The 17,972-nt window shown below is 40.0% G+C and carries 14 protein-coding genes; 4 read left to right on the forward strand and 10 right to left on the reverse strand.

From position 1 onward, the window contains the following. Positions 1-89: 89 nt before the first annotated feature. The 4 genes from AC0L3Y_RS00710 to AC0L3Y_RS00725 form a co-directional block, all read right to left on the reverse strand. The gene (locus tag AC0L3Y_RS00710; RefSeq protein ID WP_473467546.1) at positions 90-281 is read right to left on the reverse strand and encodes a hypothetical protein; all 192 of its coding nucleotides are present in this window, start codon (positions 279-281) and stop codon (positions 90-92) included. A gap of 83 nt (positions 282-364) precedes the next feature. Further along, the gene (locus tag AC0L3Y_RS00715) at positions 365-2,035 is read right to left on the reverse strand and encodes a methyl-accepting chemotaxis protein (protein ID WP_473467548.1); all 1,671 of its coding nucleotides are present in this window, start codon (positions 2,033-2,035) and stop codon (positions 365-367) included. A 350-nt stretch (positions 2,036-2,385) separates the two neighbouring features. Beyond that, positions 2,386-3,966, reverse strand: a complete 1,581-nt coding sequence (locus AC0L3Y_RS00720) for an isocitrate lyase (RefSeq protein ID WP_473470562.1) — start codon at positions 3,964-3,966, stop codon at positions 2,386-2,388. A 55-nt stretch (positions 3,967-4,021) separates the two neighbouring features. Next, on the reverse strand, positions 4,022-6,214 hold the full coding sequence (locus tag AC0L3Y_RS00725) for a malate synthase G (RefSeq protein WP_473467550.1): 2,193 nt from the start codon (positions 6,212-6,214) through the stop codon (positions 4,022-4,024). A 194-nt stretch (positions 6,215-6,408) separates the two neighbouring features. Here AC0L3Y_RS00725 and AC0L3Y_RS00730 point away from each other — a divergent pair, with 194 nt between their 5' ends. Continuing rightward, positions 6,409-7,896 (forward strand): DUF3612 domain-containing protein, encoded by a 1,488-nt coding sequence (locus tag AC0L3Y_RS00730; protein ID WP_473467552.1) that lies wholly within the window; start codon positions 6,409-6,411, stop codon positions 7,894-7,896. Between the two features lie 291 nt (positions 7,897-8,187). Then, positions 8,188-9,402, forward strand: coding sequence for a phosphoribosyltransferase family protein (locus AC0L3Y_RS00735; RefSeq protein WP_473467556.1), 1,215 nt, complete (start codon positions 8,188-8,190; stop codon positions 9,400-9,402). A 73-nt stretch (positions 9,403-9,475) separates the two neighbouring features. Here the strand turns inward: AC0L3Y_RS00735 and AC0L3Y_RS00740 are convergent, their stop codons facing one another. After that, positions 9,476-10,060 carry a hypothetical protein gene (locus tag AC0L3Y_RS00740; RefSeq protein ID WP_473467559.1) on the reverse strand — a complete coding sequence of 195 codons (585 nt, stop codon included), beginning with the start codon at positions 10,058-10,060 and terminating at the stop codon, positions 9,476-9,478. Positions 10,061-10,266: 206 nt separating this feature from the next. Beyond that, on the reverse strand, positions 10,267-10,530 hold the full coding sequence (locus AC0L3Y_RS00745) for a DksA/TraR family C4-type zinc finger protein (protein WP_473467562.1): 264 nt from the start codon (positions 10,528-10,530) through the stop codon (positions 10,267-10,269). A 263-nt stretch (positions 10,531-10,793) separates the two neighbouring features. Between AC0L3Y_RS00745 and AC0L3Y_RS00750 the strand changes: the two genes are divergently transcribed. Further along, on the forward strand, positions 10,794-11,378 hold the full coding sequence (locus AC0L3Y_RS00750) for a HupE/UreJ family protein (RefSeq protein ID WP_473467566.1): 585 nt from the start codon (positions 10,794-10,796) through the stop codon (positions 11,376-11,378). Between the two features lie 239 nt (positions 11,379-11,617). Next, positions 11,618-13,810, forward strand: coding sequence for a bifunctional diguanylate cyclase/phosphodiesterase (locus tag AC0L3Y_RS00755; protein ID WP_473467568.1), 2,193 nt, complete (start codon positions 11,618-11,620; stop codon positions 13,808-13,810). Positions 13,811-13,942: 132 nt separating this feature from the next. Here the strand turns inward: AC0L3Y_RS00755 and AC0L3Y_RS00760 are convergent, their stop codons facing one another. From AC0L3Y_RS00760 to ectA, 4 genes are all read right to left on the reverse strand, one after another. Next, entirely contained in the window at positions 13,943-15,385 is a 1,443-nt protein-coding gene (locus AC0L3Y_RS00760) for an aspartate kinase (RefSeq protein WP_473470564.1), read from the reverse strand. A 259-nt stretch (positions 15,386-15,644) separates the two neighbouring features. Further along, positions 15,645-16,031, reverse strand: coding sequence for an ectoine synthase (locus AC0L3Y_RS00765; RefSeq protein WP_473467570.1), 387 nt, complete (start codon positions 16,029-16,031; stop codon positions 15,645-15,647). A gap of 30 nt (positions 16,032-16,061) precedes the next feature. Then, positions 16,062-17,375, reverse strand: coding sequence for a diaminobutyrate--2-oxoglutarate transaminase (gene ectB / locus AC0L3Y_RS00770; protein WP_473467573.1), 1,314 nt, complete (start codon positions 17,373-17,375; stop codon positions 16,062-16,064). Between the two features lie 75 nt (positions 17,376-17,450). Next, positions 17,451-17,954 (reverse strand): diaminobutyrate acetyltransferase, encoded by a 504-nt coding sequence (ectA, locus tag AC0L3Y_RS00775; RefSeq protein ID WP_473467577.1) that lies wholly within the window; start codon positions 17,952-17,954, stop codon positions 17,451-17,453. Positions 17,955-17,972: the final 18 nt, after the last annotated feature.

The following is a 17,972-nucleotide window of genomic DNA, read 5'->3' on the forward strand; positions in this document are numbered from 1 at the left end:
ATTCCGCATTAGAACATCAATTGCCATCTGGCAACGGGAAGTATTTTGAACAATAGTTTTCGAACATGCTCATTGATTAAACTTTCAACTCATAGTACCTGTAAGTCATTAAATTGACTCAATGTATGATCCATGTCTTGTAAAATAGTAGATGCCACTTCAAAACTATTTATTTTGCCAACCAGTGTTATTTTCCCCCACCAAGAACTTAGCGACTTCAAATTCTTAATCGTATCAACTCGCTTCATAGTGTCTTGCTGACCAGAAAGGTAAGCTTCCACTGCTAATAACTCCATACAAAAAAAGAATGCCGAAGCATTCTTTTTAACATCATAGTTTCTAATCTAAATATTTAAATGAACAATCACACTTTAAATTTATCACTAATACCTTTAATGACTTGAGCTTGCTCTTCTAACAATGCCATTTGCTCTGCTGTTTGGCTAGATTCATCACCAATATTTTCAGCGAGTTGAGCTATTCCCACTACATTTTTAGCAATATCACTTGCCACTTGAGACTGTTGATAGGCAGCTGTAGAAACTTGCACATTCATTTGTGTCAAATTCTTAATTGAATCTGTACTTGAATGGATAATTTCGCTAATTTTAGCCATTGCTGACTCAACCATTTCACGTCGTTGCATTGACCCTTGCATATCTTCTGTTGCTTTTGCTGCGCTTTGTTGAAGCTTTTCTAGAACATCTTTGATTTCCACCGTACTCTGCTGACTACGCTGAGCTAGTCCGCGCACTTCGTCCGCTACAACAGCAAAACCACGACCTTGTTCACCAGCTCTGGCCGCTTCAATTGCAGCATTAAGCGCCAACAGGTTAGTCTGTTCAAAGATTCCTTGGATAACACTAAGGGCCACATTGATTTCATCAACGTTTCCACCCAGTACATGGATAGATTGCTCCACTGTATTCAGCACAGAGCTCAACTCATTCAACTCACTATTAGACAATTGAACTTGTTTTAATACTTCTTGAATTTCTAGCTCGGTACTTTCAGCAGAACGCTTTGTGGTCTCCGCATTACCAGCAATCTCATTCGAGTTCGCTTTCATTTCTTCTATTGCGCTAGCCACTAGGTTTGTTTCATTTATCTGTCTATCTGACGCTTCTGACAACTTCATCCGTTGTTGATTCGATTTCAAAGAGATAGAAAGAAGATCACTACTCGAATGCTTTAAGTAACCAATATCAACAGCCATAGAATCCAAAAATGTATTAAAGTCTTTAGCTATATTATTCAAAATATCAATCGAACTGTCTGGGAGTTTCTTCGTCAAATCACCTTGTCCACTGGCTAAATTTTTTACCGCCGAACCTAATGTCATTAATGGAGTTAAAACAGAGCGAGAAGACAGTAAAACAATCAAAGTTAAGACACCGAACACAAACGCTAGAATTGCTAAAGCGGTTAACTGACTAGTGGATTGAATGTCATCAACAGAAGCGGATATATCGGCAACAATTTTATCTGCGCTATCAATATAGAAACCAGTACCAATAACTAGATCCCATTTTTGCACATAAACAGCGTAACCATATTTTTTACTCGGCTCAGTCTCACCTGGCTTAGGGAAGTAGAACTGACTGAAACCATCACCTTTTGTAGCAGCCTTAATAATATCTTGTAAAATAAAATTGCCTTTAATATCTTTTAAATCATATAAATTAATATTTGTTTTACCACCAGCCCCATGCATCAACCTCAAGCCTTTGGTGTCATATGCATACAAATAACCTTCGCCGCCATCGAATTTATAAGTATTCAACAAATCCATGGCTTCTTGTAAGCCTTCCTTACCCGGTTTATTGATTTGTGGCTGAATAATACTGATTGCAGAATCAAGTACCGTCACTAGACGATTTTTTTCAGTCTCTATTGTGGCTTGCTCTACGAGATTAGAAACACCATCATTTACTGTTTTTAAAGTCTGCATTTGAGTTAATGCACTGATAATAGCAATAAATAGAAAGGGTCCAAACGCAAGCAAATAGATCCTTAACTTAAGAGACTTGAACATAAAATTTTCCTTGTAGAAGTATAGATACAAACTCTTTAGAGTAGAGTTTTTATCTATAAAATAAACTTTATTTTTCGTTTGCTTTTAAAACAAACAATAATGACTTAATAAGTGCGGAAAGGTACCAGAAGGAAAATTAAAATCCATAAAAATAAACGAAAAATTAACAAAAAATCAATAAAGATTACTTCGATCTTCAATCTCTAAGGCACAGGTTCACACAACAGAGTATTTACCTTCAAACATAACTTGATTAAGTACCGTTAAAAAAACCAACAGAGGGGAAGCTGCTGGTTTTTTTCATTTCAAACATTGATCTAGTTTGAACAGGTGGTTATTGCGAGTCAATATTAACCAGCGAACTGATTCATTGTATTATCCTTGCCTGATGCTTTAAGAGCATGTACACCAGAGAAGTACTCTTTATGATCATCGCCCATATTAGATCCAGACATATCTTGATGCTTCACACAAGCTAGACCTTGACGAATCTCTTTACGCTGAACTTCTAGCACGTAACCCAACATACCTTGCTCACCAAAGTAGTCTTTCGCTAAATTGTCTGTCGACAAGGCCGCAGTATGATAAGTTGGCAGTGTAATCAAATGATGGAAGATGCCTGCTTGCGCCGCCGCGTCTTTTTGGAAGCGACGAATCTGTTCATCTGCTTCAACAGAAAGCGCTGTCTCATCGTAGTCTTGTGACATTAATTTTTCACGTTGGTACGCTGACACGTCTTTGCCTTCTGCTAACCATGTATCAAATATTTGCTGACGGAAATTCAATGTCCAGTTAAAGGACGGGCTGTTGTTATAAACCAACTTGGCATTTGGCACGACATCACGAATACGATTCACAATCGACGCAATTTGCCCAATGTGTGGTTTCTCTGTTTCAATCCACAAAAGATCCGCACCATTTTGCAAAGAGGTAATGCAATCCAATACCACACGATCTTCACCCGTATTTGGTTTAAAACGAACCAAACCATTAGCCAAACGAGTCGGCTTAATCAGCTTCTCGCCTTGCTTGATTGCCATGTCACCCGATTTCATCTCTGCCAAAGACGTAATCTCTTCACCATCGATAAAAGCATTGTACTGTTCTGCCAAATCACCTTCTGTTTGTGATACTGGAATCTTTTGAGTCAAACCAGCACCCAAGGAATCCGTGCGCGCTACGATAACACCATCGTCCACACCCAGCTCCAAAAAGGCATAACGCACTGCATTAATTTTTGCCAAGAAATCTTCATGAGGTACCGTTACTTTGCCATCTTGATGACCACACTGTTTAGCATCGGATACTTGGTTCTCTAATTGGATACAACAAGCCCCCGCTTCAATCATTTTCTTCGCCAGCAAATAGGTTGCTTCTTCGTTACCAAACCCTGCATCAATATCGGCAATGATAGGCACTACATGCGTTTCAAACTCATCTACTTTTTGTTGTGCCGCTTGTTCACGCACTTGATCGCCGGCCTCTCTCGCATCGTCCATTTCTTTAAACAAATGCTGTAATTCACGAGCATCAGCTTGTTTTAAGAAGGTATATAACTCCTCAATCAAGGCAGGCACAGAGGTTTTTTCATGCATGGATTGATCTGGTAATGGACCAAATTCAGAGCGCATCGCCGCAACCATCCAACCAGACAGGTAAAGGTAACGGCTTCGAGTTGTACCAAAATGCTTCTTAATCGAAATCATTTTTTGTTGACCAATAAATCCGTGCCAGCACCCCAAAGATTGCGTGTAATTAGCAGGATCTTTGTCATAATTTGCCATGTCTTCGCGCATTATTTTCGCTGTATATTTCGCAATATCCAAACCAGTGTTAAAACGATTCTGCAGTTGCATTCTCGTTACATACTCAGGATTCATCGCAGCCCAAGTAGGGCCTTGTTGTTGAAGAGTTTGGTTTGCTTGCTGCATTTTATTTTTATAAGTTTGCATGATATTCCTCTCTTTTTAAGGTCATTTTTATTAATTACGGATTAAGCGCTTTCACGTTCATACGATAAGCATGTAATAAAGGTTCGGTATAACCGTTCGGTTGAACTTGCCCTTTAAAAATTAGGTCTTGGGCAGCTTTAAAAGCAAAACTTGGCTCTTCGTTTTTACCTAAAATAGTTGGCATCATTGGACGATAGCCCTGAGTGCCTTTATTTTGCTCATCCACCACAATTGCCATGCGCTGCATCACGTCATCTATTTGTGCTTTTGTACAGATCCCATGAAGCAACCAATTACTTAAATGCTGGCTCGAAATACGTAACGTGGCGCGATCCTCCATCAAACCAACATTGTTGATATCTGGCACTTTTGAACAACCAACTCCGGCCTCGACCCAGCGCACTACATACCCCAGTAAACCTTGAACGTTATTTTCAATTTCTCTTTCAATTACTTGGTTTGATAACGTCAACGTATTAGGAATAAGTGGAATGCTCAGTAGATCTTTTAAGCTTGATTTAGGTCGTGATTTAATTCGTTCCTGGACGTCGAATACATTCACTTGGTGATAATGCAAAGCGTGTAACGTTGCCGCCGTTGGTGAAGGTACCCAAGCCGTGTTCGCACCCGCTTTAGGATGAGCGATTTTCGCTTCCATCATGGCGGCCATTTCATCTGGCATCGCCCACATGCCTTTGCCAATTTGTGCCTTACCTTGCAAACCACATTGCAGACCAATATCCACATTGCGATTTTCGTACGCTTGAATCCAAGGCTGAGTTTTAATTTGATCCTTTGGTAAAAATGCACCTGCTTGCATACTGGTGTGAATCTCATCACCTGTGCGATCTAAGAAACCGGTATTAATAAAAAACACACGCTCTTTTGCCTGACGAATACATTCTTTCAAGTTCACTGTTGTACGGCGCTCTTCATCCATGATGCCGATTTTTATGGTATTTTTTGGCAACCCCAACATCTGCTCTACACGTCCGAACAGCTGACAACTAAACGCCACTTCATCGGGCCCGTGCATTTTAGGTTTAACAATATAAATGCTACCTGTTCGACTGTTTCGAATGTTTGACGTAGATTTCAGATCAAGAGCACCAATTAATGTAGTAACCACCGCATCCATGATGCCTTCAGGTACAAAGTTACCAAGTGAATCCTTCACTAAGTCACACTCCATCAAATGCCCAACATTACGCACCAATAACAATGAACGACCATGTAAACGGTATTCTTTTCCATCTAAACCTGTGAAGCAGCGGTCAGGGTTCATTCTGCGAGTCTGATGTTGACCATCTTTTTCAAAGCTCGCTTCTAATGTACCTTGCATCAAACCAAGCCAATTGCGATACACCTCAATCTTGTCCTCAGCATCTACCGCAGCAACAGAGTCCTCACAATCGATAATGGTGCTAAGGGCCGACTCAATAATGATATCGCTAATATTTGCTTTGTCTTTCGCACCATTTGTGTCATTACGATCAAACTGAATTTCTACATGCAAACCATTGTTCTTCAATAAAACGGCTTCTGGCTCACTACGTTGACCATTCACCGCCACCAGCTTAGAAGGTTTTCGTAAACCCGATTGACTGCCATCTTCAAAAAATGCCAACAAATGACGGTAATAAACCACATAACTACTCACATCTTGGTGAGACCCATTCTCCAATGGAAATACCTCATCCAAAAACGCTTTAGCTTTATGAATAACTTGTTCACCACGAACTTGGTTGTACCCATTTCCTGTCGCTAACTCTCCAACTTTAGGAATTACATCCGTGCCATAAAAGGCATCGTAGAGGCTACCCCAGCGAGCATTTGCCGCATTTAAAGCAAAACGTGCATTTTTCACTGGAACTACTAATTGCGGCCCAGCTAGAGTGGCAATCTCTGCATCAACGTTTGCAGTTGTAATGGAAAAATCATCACCTTCCTCTACTAGGTAACCAATCTCTCGTAAAAAGGACTCATAGCTTTGCACATCTATAGGCTGACCTTTTCTCGCCAAATGCCATTGGTCAATCTGTTGCTGCATCCGATCTCGGGTTGCCAATAACTGACGATTGACTGGCACTAAATCCGCAATTAAGGCTTCAAGTTCACACCAAAACGTGGTTGGCTCAATATCATGAAGTGGCAACACCTCTTCATTGATGAAGTTGTAAAACTCTGGATGAATCCGGTTGTTATTTTTATGTTGTGGTATGGTCATTTTGCTTTCCTTCTTAGTGAGCCGTTCTCATCATCGTTTGGCAATTCGGTATTAACTACTTCCTCTTACATAGTTACCGTTTGCTTGATTTATAGTCTATGCGCTACTAATATAAAATTTCACAATAAGAATTACACAATGTAAATTTTACAAAAATGAAAAATAAAAATAGCCTAAATCGTAAAGCCCATTTTTTGGGCACAAAGATCCGTAACCTCCGTAAACGCAATCGTTTGACAATGGAAGACCTTTCTGCAAGATGCATAAAAGTCGATGCTGAGTCCGCACCTTCTGTGTCATATTTGTCGATGATAGAGCGAGGAAAACGTATTCCTAGCGAAGATGTTTTGGAGGTTATTGCCAGTGTTTTTCAAAAGGAAGTGAATTGGTTCCTTGACGATATTCCCGAAGAAGATGCCATTACACCATCAAAAGGTTCTGGTGGAGGAATCAGTGGCATGGCATTGGAACCCAATTTTTTATTCTCTAAAGAGATATTGCAAATCGCGATTCCTGAAATGTTGTCACAAACAGGAACCAGCGGACGTCAATTCGCTCACTTGTTGATTCGTGCCCACCAAGAACACCATCAAAACCATTTCCCTGATCTCGAACGCGCCGCTGAAGATGTTGGACTTAAACGCTTACCACTAAGTCTTGAAGACATTGTTGCCATCACTAAGCAGATGGGCTTACAAATAAAATGGTTTCGTAAAACACCATTCTCTGTTTTAGAAAGTATGGGAATAGATGAAAGTCATGTTGTCACCTCCTTCTTTGATCCACCAAGCACGATTTACATCAACCAGATCATGAAAGCTCAACCGCAGCGTTTGAAATACAACTTGGCCGTTCACATTGGCCATGCGGTATTACACGATAAAGATGGCATGAAAAACGTACTTGTCACTGGACGCAATGAGATATCGCCATTACAAGCACGGAATTCGAAAATACAATCATCCGGAATGGATGCTCAAGATATTTTGCACGCATGGCGTGACTTTGAATGCAGCTTTTTCGCAGGCGCGTTACTTTGTCCTAAAGTGCCTTTTCGACAAATGCTGGATCGCAACGGTTACGAGATCAATACTGCGAAATTGGCAGGGGTTTCAGAATCCGTTGCCATGCGCCGTATGACCGCAGCTTCACCTTACCCTCATTGGCATTATTTTGATGCCTACGCACCAGGAAAATTAAAAGCGGTTTATCGAGGTAACGGAATTCCTTTACCCTGGGGAAACATGAATTTAGTTGAAGACCCTTGTCAGCACTGGGCCGTTTTCCGCATGATCAGTGAGCCAACCACAGGAACCTCTGCGCAGATATCAATTCTTAATGTTGCCGATGAACCTCGCATCTACGCTTGTGAATCTATTAAGGTTCAAGATCTCGCTGGCAACAGTCATGTACTTTGTTCTGGTATTGACCTTAACCCAGCCATTGACGCACAAGGTAAAGACGCCATTTCTATTGCGAATGATTTGAAGCAAGCTTGTGTCAATCATGGCGGCTCTTCTCGAATTCCTAAAAGTATTCAGAAAGACCTAATGAGCGTAGCAAAAATCCTCAATATCAACTGGGTCGAGCGCGGTATAGAAAACGATGCCAGACTTATCTGTTCACGGGGAGCAGTTTGCCCAAGAACACCGAGTTGTTACAAACAATGCGAAGTAGGTTAACCATTTCGAAAATACAGAACTTTATGGTGCTGTGCCATTTCACTAATACTGAATAAATAAAGCACCGTAAAGTTTTGAATCATTCAAACCAAAGTTAACCGATTTAATATGCTATTCACATACCTCTAAGTACCTTAACTCAGTCATTTTTATGAGACTTCTCCCTAAATAAAAACTATCGCGGTCAATCTTTGACATGAAATTGCCATTTATACGCAATCAGGCCTATCGAAATACATCTACAAGTATTAAAATCTGCTCAAATCCCCAACCCCTCGTTAAGGATCTTCAATGACTTTGTCGACCAGTCAGTCAACTAATGTCGTAGTTGTTAGTAACTCTTCCGATAATCCATTTGCCATCGATATTGCTTATGCAATGGGCCAGTTCGATGACATCGCTGATTTGATCAGTATGAAACAATTCATGAACTCTGAATTTTGTCCTCGGTTTATTTCCGACGAGGCTGATTTCGACAACATTGGCCGCAAGCTTCAGGGCAAATCGGTCATTATTGTTAGTACTGGAAGCCATGTAAAAAGCCGCCAAGAATTAGCCATGTCTAATTTCATCATAGCTAGGGCGGCAAAAGAAAACGGTGCGGCTCGTGTCATTCTTGTGGAACCAGATTTGTTCTACAGCGCACAGGATCGTGGCCCCCATAAAGATTTAGGCCAAACCAGCTTTGAACGTGACGTCAAGGATATTAAAAAATTCGACGGCCAGCCTTTTACCGCCAAACTTTATGCTCAGATGTTAAAGCTATCTGGTGTAGATACGGTAATGACGATTCACAATCATTCTGATTCTGTACAAAAAATCTTCACTGAAGTCTTTGACGGCGATTTTCATAATCTAATTCCTTATGAAATTTACGCACACTATTTATTGAATTCAGATATTTTGCATTATGGAAAAGACGGTGAAGGTCTTGTGCTTTGCGCTCCTGATAAAGGTGCGCGAGATTTCGTTAAAGAAATGTATAAGACACTTGGGCTAAGCAAAGCTAAATTCATCATGCTTGATAAAGAGCGGACCAATGAACGCAAAGTGGAAATCACTCTGCATAAAGAAAGCGAACATACTTTTGATGGCTTAGACGGTGCGAGTATCGTCTTGTTTGATGACATGGTACGTACTGGTTCTACTGTGGTTAAATCTTGTCAATTTTTACGTCAAATTAATCCACAACGTATGGTATTTGCTGTTTCGCATTTTTATGCCAGCGATGAAGGCCGTGAACGTATGGCACACCCTGCTTTGGGCGAAATTTTAACGCTGAATACTTTACCAACGATTTTAAACCGTGATGAGCAAGGTCGTTTGCGTAAGAAGATGGTGGTATTGAAGGTTGAAAAATGGCTTGCTCAAGAGCTATGCAATATTCTTGATTTACCTCATAACCAAGATGCCAATCCATATAAGATTGACATGTCGTCTAAGAACCCTCGTTTTACACGCAAAATTTGGTTCAGTGAAGAGTTAAGCGAGCTGCAAGCAAAATAGCATTTTGAAGTCAGGTGAACCGCTTTCACCTGACTTCAATTCTATTACTTATCGTGATTTTAACGATTACTCGTTAAGCGCGAAACGCCAATAATAAAATGTCTTTGATTTTTCGATCAATCTCAACACCTGCTGTTTCAAAATCATCCCTTACAACTTTATAAAGGAAAGGCTGAACACCACGTAGTTTCTTAATTGCCTGTGGATCTTCTGCCAATAGAACTGCCGTATAAGAAAAAGCATCATAATATGGAAAAGCTTGCTCTTTCAGTGCATTCAAATATGAGTCAACCGTTTCTTCCCCAAACACTTGCCTAATCGCAGTGATGGCCCCAAACACAGCAACGCCTTCACACAATGCTGAAGTTTTCGTATCGTTAGCACCGACAGGGTATAACCCCCTAACCATTTCTTGAATCACATCAACAAACAGCATCACATCATTAGAAAAGCTTCTTGTTGGCATTTGAATGCAATAGCGATAAGGCTCATCCGCGTGTGCAAAAAGAACTGTTGGCTTGGCGATATCTTCTAATACATCAAAACCATCAAACTTAGCTTCTGCTACCGCTTCACCAAAAAGAAACTCAACCGCAGGTAGCCAAGCTGTTCGTAATTTTTCTAATTTTTCTATCTGTGTAGATTGAGTGTCTGCCAAAACCTTTTCCTTATTCATTCTAAAAACGAAATGCTCGATTCAAGATAAACAGCGCTTTGTGCTTGTTATCTTTTTATGGCGAAACCTTACCATAATGTCGAAGAGCAAGCAGGAGGAAATCCATGTTATATAAGCAAATTCAGTGAAAAATCACCTACCTAAATCAATGACAATAAAGATATATAAAAATAAACCATGAAGATACTTTACCTAAACTGACTATCTTTACTACCCGAGCGATTGAACAAGGCAGTGTTCCCCTTCTTCTCTTGTTCCATCTGACATTGAACACATAGGCGCACTCCTCCAATAGCTCTACGTCTCGGCTCTGGAATTACGGCATCACATTCTTCACAATGAGTTAAACTTTCCCCTTTTGGCATGTTATTTTTCGCACGCTCAACTTCCGAATCAATTGTCGCGTCTATTTGATCTTGCACTGCACCATCGTGCGCCCAACCACCAGCCATAACTGAACCTTTTTCCGGACCATGTATAAAAATATATTACCGTGGTTTAGATTTTTATGCTTTTTTTTGTTTCAGCACTTTTTTACATTGGACTTAAAAACATACCAATTTGAAAAAACCGCTCAGCTAACAACGCATGATTCAATTTACCCTTGATATAGATATGATAGAATTTGCGCTTATTCCAGCCGCAAGAGCGGTGGTTTAGGGAAGTCCTTTTTTCATTAAGGTTTCTTCACACTCATTTTTTTAGGAGATAAACCATGCGTCTAAATACGCTTAAAATGGGCTTGGTTGCACTTGTTGCTACCATACCTGCTCTTGCTTCTGCTCACCCAGGGCACGAACATGCTTCCGGCTTCATGACGGGCTTCATGCATCCAATGTTAGGGTTCGATCATTTACTGGCAATGTTAGCTGTCGGCCTATGGGGAGCGAGCCTTGGTGGTCGTGCATTGTGGGCGGTTCCAGTAGCATTTGTTGCCACTATGATATTCGGCGGCGGTTTAGTCATTGCTGGCGTTCAAGTGCCTTTTATTGAACAAGGTATTACTTTGTCCGTTATTTTAATGGGGGCGCTATTAGTAAGTGCTATTCGCTTCCCTGTTATAGCTTCTGTATGCGTTGCGGGTTCGTTTGCAATATTTCATGGTGCCGCACACGGTGTAGAAATACCGTTACATACAAATGCAATAGAATATGGATTAGGTTTCGCGACAGCTACTCTAGCTTTGCATGTTGTTGGCCTAGTTTTTGGTACAGAGATGGTCCGCATTCATACACCAATTATTACTCGCGTTACTGGAAGTATTATTGCCCTTGCAGGTATATTTCTAGCAATAGCATAAAACGCCTTTAAAACCGCACCTTTCTAAGTTTAATCTGTATTTAACTGTCTATACTTAGATTGTGCGGTTTTTTCTTTTCCTAACATTACATTTCTTCCATATCCTTAGAAACGACTTACAGAACCCCCTATTAACCTTGAAGATCAGCCACATCTATTTACAAAAAATGAAACATCAATACATCTTTTATGACTATCCTATAATTATCATTGATAGGATTATTTGTAAGGGAAAACCGATTGAATACCGAAAAGCTTAAACAACCCTCAGCAGCCATTGTTTCATCGATTGCTTTTTTAGTGATTTCGCTATTTGGTGGCTATTGGACTGTATCAACAAATAATTCAATCATTAATCAGCAACAATCTATCTTAGATGATCTATCCCGAACTCAAGCCTCCGTTTTAGAGCGCCGATTGTCTGCTGCACTCACTTCAGCACGTTTCTTATCCTATGAAGTAGAGCACCATAAAGATAACGACGAATGGTTTGATGATTATTCCAGTAAACTTATTAAGTCGATCACCGATGTTGAAAGCCTACAACTTGCACCTAATGGGATTATTACTCGTATCTACCCTCTAGAAAAAAGTAAGATCGCAATTGGGTTTAATATTTTAGCTGAAAGTCAATATCAGGAAGAAGTCTTAAGCTCGATTAAAGAAAACAAGCTTATTGCTGTTGGGCCAGTGAAACTATTGCAAGGTGATGAAGCTATTATTGCTCGCGCCCCAGTTTTTTTAAATTCAGGCACTCAAGGAGAACTTTTTTGGGGATTTGCCTCAGCATTTATTTATTTAGACAGCCTAATAGAATCAACTAAACTAAAAGAGCTTGAGCGACAAGGTTACCAATACCGCCTTTCAAAAATAAAAGACAACAACGTCATTGTTCTTTCAAGCTCTGACATTCCTCTAACCGAAATTAAGGCAACCACTGAATTAGTCTTACCAGTAGGCACTTGGACACTTGAAATAAGTAAAACCTTAAGCCCCCGATTAACTCAGCGACAGCTCATGGGCTATGGCATCAGTATCATTGTGGCATTTTTACTTTCCCTTGCTTTATATGCCATCTTAATACAGCCACAAAGACTAAGAGTTTTAGTTACAGAGAAAACCATAGAATTACAAGAATTAGCTTATCTAGATCCTTTAACAGGTTTACCAAACCGTAGGTATCTACAAGACAAATTGCCTCTTATTCTGAAAAAAAACAAAAAGAACAAACGTCTATCTGCTTTTATTTACTTTGATTTAGATAATTTCAAACGTATTAACGACACTATTGGTCATGATGTTGGTGACAAAGTATTAATCTTGGTCGCCGACAAACTCAATCAATTAAAAGGTTCTTCAGATAAGGTTGTACGATTAGGCGGTGATGAATTTGGTATTCTATTGGATGATATCAATCATCTTGAAGAGGTAAGTGAATATGCAGATAAGGTACTAAAAAGTATTCAAACCCCTTTCAGAATAAGTACTCAAGATTTCATACTCAGTACTTCCCTAGGTATTGCAATGATCCCAGAACATGGTGATGATTTGGTAACCATTATGCAAAATGCAGACATGGCCTTGTATCAAGCTAAACAACAAGGCAAAAACCAATTCGTTTTCTATACAGAGAAAATGAAGATCAACACTTATGAATTAATCAAAGCAGAAGAAGACTTAGCTAAAGCATTAACAAACAATGAATTTGAACTCTATTATCAGCCCCAATTCGACTTACATACTAATCAAGTGTTCGGTGCTGAAGCCTTGATTCGTTGGAATCATCCTGAAAAAGGGCTCGTTTTTCCAGACCATTTTATTCCACTGGCCGAAAGTACAGGAAAAATTATCGAGCTAGGTCATTGGATTGTCGAAAGTGGCATTTCTTATTTAGGTAAAAGAAAAGAACAGGGCATGGTTCCGATTATGCTGCACATAAATCTATCGTCTAAACAGTTATCTGATCCTAAATTTGTCTCCTTCGTTCAAAAATTGCTTTTGAAATACAATGTTCCAGCTACGTCACTTGGTTTTGAGATCACCGAAACATCTATTTTAGAAGACGTTAAATTAGCCAAAAAAGTACTGCAAACATTCCAAAATATGGGAATATGCATCGCTATTGATGACTTTGGGACTGGTTATTCCTCTCTTGCTCAATTAAAAAACTTACCTGTCACCCTATTAAAAATTGATCGTGGTTTCGTGATGGATTTAGAAGAGGATGAAGATGATCGTAAAATCATTGAAGCGATTATTGCAATGGCCCACAAGCTTAATATTAAGGTACTGGCAGAAGGTGTAGAAACCAGAGAACAATGGAAAATGTTGGAATCGTTTCATTGTGACTTTGGGCAAGGCTACTATGTCAGCAAAGCTGTAACAGCTGATGAATTTAACAGAGGCCAACCTATTACTCATCACGACAGTTAACTTATCTTGCTAAGATCAGGAAAAACACTTTTTTAGAAAATGAAAAGAAAAGCCCCAAGTCGAACCACTTCATCAACTTAGGGCTTTTTACTGTGGCTTACGCCACTCAGAATAAATTAATTTAAGAACAGGTTAAGATGCTAGACAGATAGCTCGGCCATGATTTTGCGCTTCTACTAATTCTTTATGTAGGCTACAAATGGCTTTTTCATAGTCTTCTTCATCAACAACAAACTGCATATCAACTTGACGCATAGATTGGTGCATAGCCAATACGTTCACGTCTTGTTCTGCAATCGCCTTAACCGCTTTAGCAAGCATGCCGGTTGTTTTCATGTCACTACCAATGGCAGACACAATAGCCACTTTACGCTGAGTGATTTCTGCACCTTCAAAGCTTTCATGCAGCACTTTTATAACACGCTTCAACGTTTTTAAATTGATCGCTAAATAATGCGTAATGGTATTCGCGTTGATGTCTTTAGCAATAATATGAACATTAAATTGATTCAGTACTTTAAGAATACCCACATCGAATTTATCTATATCACCCGCCATATCTTGATCAAATAATTCAACGGCAAAAACACCACGGCAACCCGCAATAATTTCGACACAAGGTGCATCACTGACGTAATCGCCCGTAATTAAGGTGCCTGTATGCTCTGGTTCAAAAGTGTTTTTTACTCTTAATGAAATACCACTTTGACGCAAACCTTTAGCGGCTTTCGGATGAATCGCTTCCATCCCAAGATTGGCTAATTGGTCAGCCACGTCGTAGTTCGTTCGGCCGATTGGTACGGCTTTGCTTTCACCTACCAAGCGAGGATCAGCACTACTCAAGTGGAATTCTTTATGAATCACAGCTTCACGGGATTCCGTTAACACTGCGATACGACTAAAGGTCATTTCACTGTAACCGCGGTCAAACGTCGACATCAAGCCAGTCTCGCTATGAGCATAACCAGTTGTGATCGGCAGCTCTTTGCTTAGGTCTATGTCTTTAAACGCATCTAGAATACGTTCATCAAGTGACATATGACTTGGGCTATTCCAACCCGTCAAATCGACAAAAACTGCATTTACTCCATCACGCTTTAAAAGGTGTGCTGTGTTCCATGCGCTATGAGCTTCTCCCAGACTGGCAAGCATTTCTCGTACAGTAGCGAGGTGCTCGCTAATCGAAAAGTGTCCATGCTGACAAAGACGGTGTAAGTCTTCTAAGCACTCTTGAGCTTCCTGCAGACGGCTATTCAAAAACGCATTGGCTTTATCGCGAAGTTCACCCGCTTCAAACAAGGTGTTGTTAATGTCTAACATGGCATTACGCACGTCTGTAAGTGCTGCAAACCAGTTATTTTGCTTACGCTCCTGCGCGAACAAAGCAAAAACACCAGCATCGCCAGTTTTTTTATGTTCTAGCAATTTATCCGTCATACCAGCATAAGCTGAAACAACAAAGATACGCTGGTACATGTTTCCTGCTTGAGCCGGCTTAAAGATTATATTATCTCTAACTGAACGGTAGTCACTCATGGACGTACCGCCAATTTTTTCAACTGTGTGTTGTCCCATCATTTATCCAATTCACTAAGGGGTTGAAAGCAAACTTCAACCAGAGTCATAAAACTGCCGCTATATTGTCATAAGGTTGCGGAAATTTTAAGCATTAATCGCCTTTTTAAGTACTCAAATCGTTTCATAGCCACCATAAACTAAGGTTATAGCACTCTATATAAAAATGACTCTCAACTTAAAATGGTCTAGGAAAAATGGTTGAAAAAAACGCTTCATGAAGAAGCGTCTTTTTCGACCATTATTAATACGTGGTTTATTATAAAATTTCGTAAGCACCTTCTGAGTTATGCACTTCTTTACCCGTGATTGGCGGGTTAAATACGCATGCTAACTTCAGTTCTTTAAAAGCTCTTAGAGTATGCGCATCATGTTTATCTAAAACATACACAACACCTGGTTTGATTTGGTGTTTATCACCTGTTTCACGACTTTCCACTTCGCCTTCACCTGAAATACAGTACACAGATTCAAGATGATTCTGATAATGCATGTCAAAGTCTTTGCCTTCATAAATAGTCGTAATATGGAAAGAAAAGCCCATATTGTCTTCTTTCAGCAAAAGTCGTGTGCTTTCCCAATTACCGTCTGGCGATACAACGCGTCGTTCCGTTTTTTCACATTCTGCTAAATCACGTGCAAACATAAATGCTCCTTCCTGTTTTTAAATGTGTATTTATACGGCAATGTCATAGTTTTCATCAAAGTAGCTTCTAGCTTCAGGCATATCGTCCTCTTTAGCACAGACTTCACGAATCGCTTTTTCTAAAATATCGATGCCATGCTTAAGATCTTCATCACTGATAATCAAAGGACAAAGAAATTTCACTACTTGATCATCAGCACCTGAGGTCTCTATCATCAATCCGTTTTGGAAACATTTCTTAGTGATTTTATTAGCTAACTCACCACTCACACAGTTAATGCCGCGCATCATACCGCGACCATGAACGGTAAAGTTACCTTCACCAAATTCATTTACAATCGCTTGTGTACGCTGATGAATGTAATCACCTTTACGTTTTATTTCTTTCTCGAAACGATCGTCTTGCCAATAGGTTTCAATCGCCGCGGTTGCCGTCACGAAAGCCAAATTATTGCCTCGGAACGTACCGTTATGTTCACCTGGTTTCCATGTATCTAATTCTGGACGCATCAACACAACGGCGAATGGTAAACCGTAACCACTTAATGATTTAGACATGGTAACGATATCTGGCGTAATACCCGCGTCTTCAAAGCTGAAGAAAGTTCCTGTACGACCACAACCCGCTTGGATGTCATCAACAATTAAAAGTACATCATGTTTTTTACAAACGGCCTCAAGGCTTTGCAACCAACCAAAGCTTGCAGCATTAATACCGCCCTCGCCTTGCACTGTTTCAACAATCACAGCGGCAGGTGTATCGACACCACTGCTTGAATCAGACAAAACCTTGTCTAAATATTCTGTAGTTTCAATGCCTTCGCCAAGATAACCATCAAATGGCATAGTAGAAACACCAGCACCTAAGCTCGTTCCAGCAGCGTCACGATGATGAGAGTTACCCGTAACAGACAAAGCCCCCAAACTACAACCATGGAAACCATTGGTAAAACTGATGATGTTTTCACGACCTGTTACGTTGCGCGCCAATTTAAGCGCCGCTTCTACTGCGTTCGTACCGGTTGGTCCAGTAAATTGCATCATATATTTAAGGCCACGAGGCTGAAGTATATGCTTCTTAAATGCTTCTAAAAATTCGCCTTTGGCTTTCGTATGCATATCAAGACCATGGGTAATACCATCTTCTAAGATGTATTCAACCAGCTTTTCTTTGAAAATTGGATTGTTATGACCATAGTTTAACGTTCCGGCACCAGCTAAAAAATCTAGGTATTTATTGCCTTCTTGATCATATAAATGCGCGCCAAGTGCTCGGTGAAAGACACGAGGAAAAGAGCGGGCGTAAGATTGTACTTCTGATTCAATTTCATCAAAAATCTTCATATTTTTATCATCCTTTAAAGAAATAAATTTAGAACTTAGGAGCAAAAGTAGCACCCTCTATTGAAAGAACACTTTTTAGCTTTTAACTGAGAAAGGGCCGATTCTGACAAGAAACTCTGTGTCATGTTTGTTTTTAAAATGTTGCTGTTTATCAAACATCACAGATTCTTCTAAAGGTGCACTTAACTGCTCAGCAAGGCTTCGGAACAAAGCCCAAGAACCTTGATTAGATTTTGTAATACTGGTTTCGATATAACGCACATTTGAACAAATTGCTCTATCAAGCAGATGTGAAAGCATTTTTTTGGCTAAGCCTTGGCCGCGAACTTTCTCGCTAACAGCAACCTGCCAAACAAACAAGGTGTCGGCTTTATTTGGAAGAATATAACCCGAAACAAATCCAACCAATTCACCGCTTTCCAAACTAGCAGCAATGGATGTTTCGTCAAAATGGCTAGTTTGAAGAAGGTTGCAGTAAACAGAATTGCTATCTAGGGGAGGACAAGACGCAACCAATTGGTGCACTGCCATCCCATCAATGGAACTAGGCTTCTTAAAGATTATTTCATCTGCACTCATGTTCATATCCATTAGAAA

The organism is Marinomonas sp. GJ51-14 (assembly GCF_055808695.1).

Bases quoted from the DNA above. Each gene is read 5' to 3' on its own strand.
- AC0L3Y_RS00715 (WP_473467548.1), bottom strand. From the start codon at position 2,035: ATGTTCAAGTCTCTTAAGTTAAGGATCTATTTGCTTGCGTTTGGACCC.
- AC0L3Y_RS00720 (WP_473470562.1), bottom strand. From the start codon at position 3,966: ATGCAGCAAGCAAACCAAACTCTTCAACAACAAGGCCCTACTTGGGCT.
- AC0L3Y_RS00725 (WP_473467550.1), bottom strand. From the start codon at position 6,214: ATGACCATACCACAACATAAAAATAACAACCGGATTCATCCAGAGTTT.
- AC0L3Y_RS00735 (WP_473467556.1), top strand. From the start codon at position 8,188: ATGACTTTGTCGACCAGTCAGTCAACTAATGTCGTAGTTGTTAGTAAC.
- AC0L3Y_RS00745 (WP_473467562.1), bottom strand. From the start codon at position 10,530: ATGGCTGGTGGTTGGGCGCACGATGGTGCAGTGCAAGATCAAATAGAC.
- AC0L3Y_RS00750 (WP_473467566.1), top strand. From the start codon at position 10,794: ATGCGTCTAAATACGCTTAAAATGGGCTTGGTTGCACTTGTTGCTACC.
- AC0L3Y_RS00760 (WP_473470564.1), bottom strand. From the start codon at position 15,385: ATGGGACAACACACAGTTGAAAAAATTGGCGGTACGTCCATGAGTGAC.
- AC0L3Y_RS00765 (WP_473467570.1), bottom strand. From the start codon at position 16,031: ATGTTTGCACGTGATTTAGCAGAATGTGAAAAAACGGAACGACGCGTT.
- ectB (WP_473467573.1), bottom strand. From the start codon at position 17,375: ATGAAGATTTTTGATGAAATTGAATCAGAAGTACAATCTTACGCCCGC.
- ectA (WP_473467577.1), bottom strand. From the start codon at position 17,954: ATGAGTGCAGATGAAATAATCTTTAAGAAGCCTAGTTCCATTGATGGG.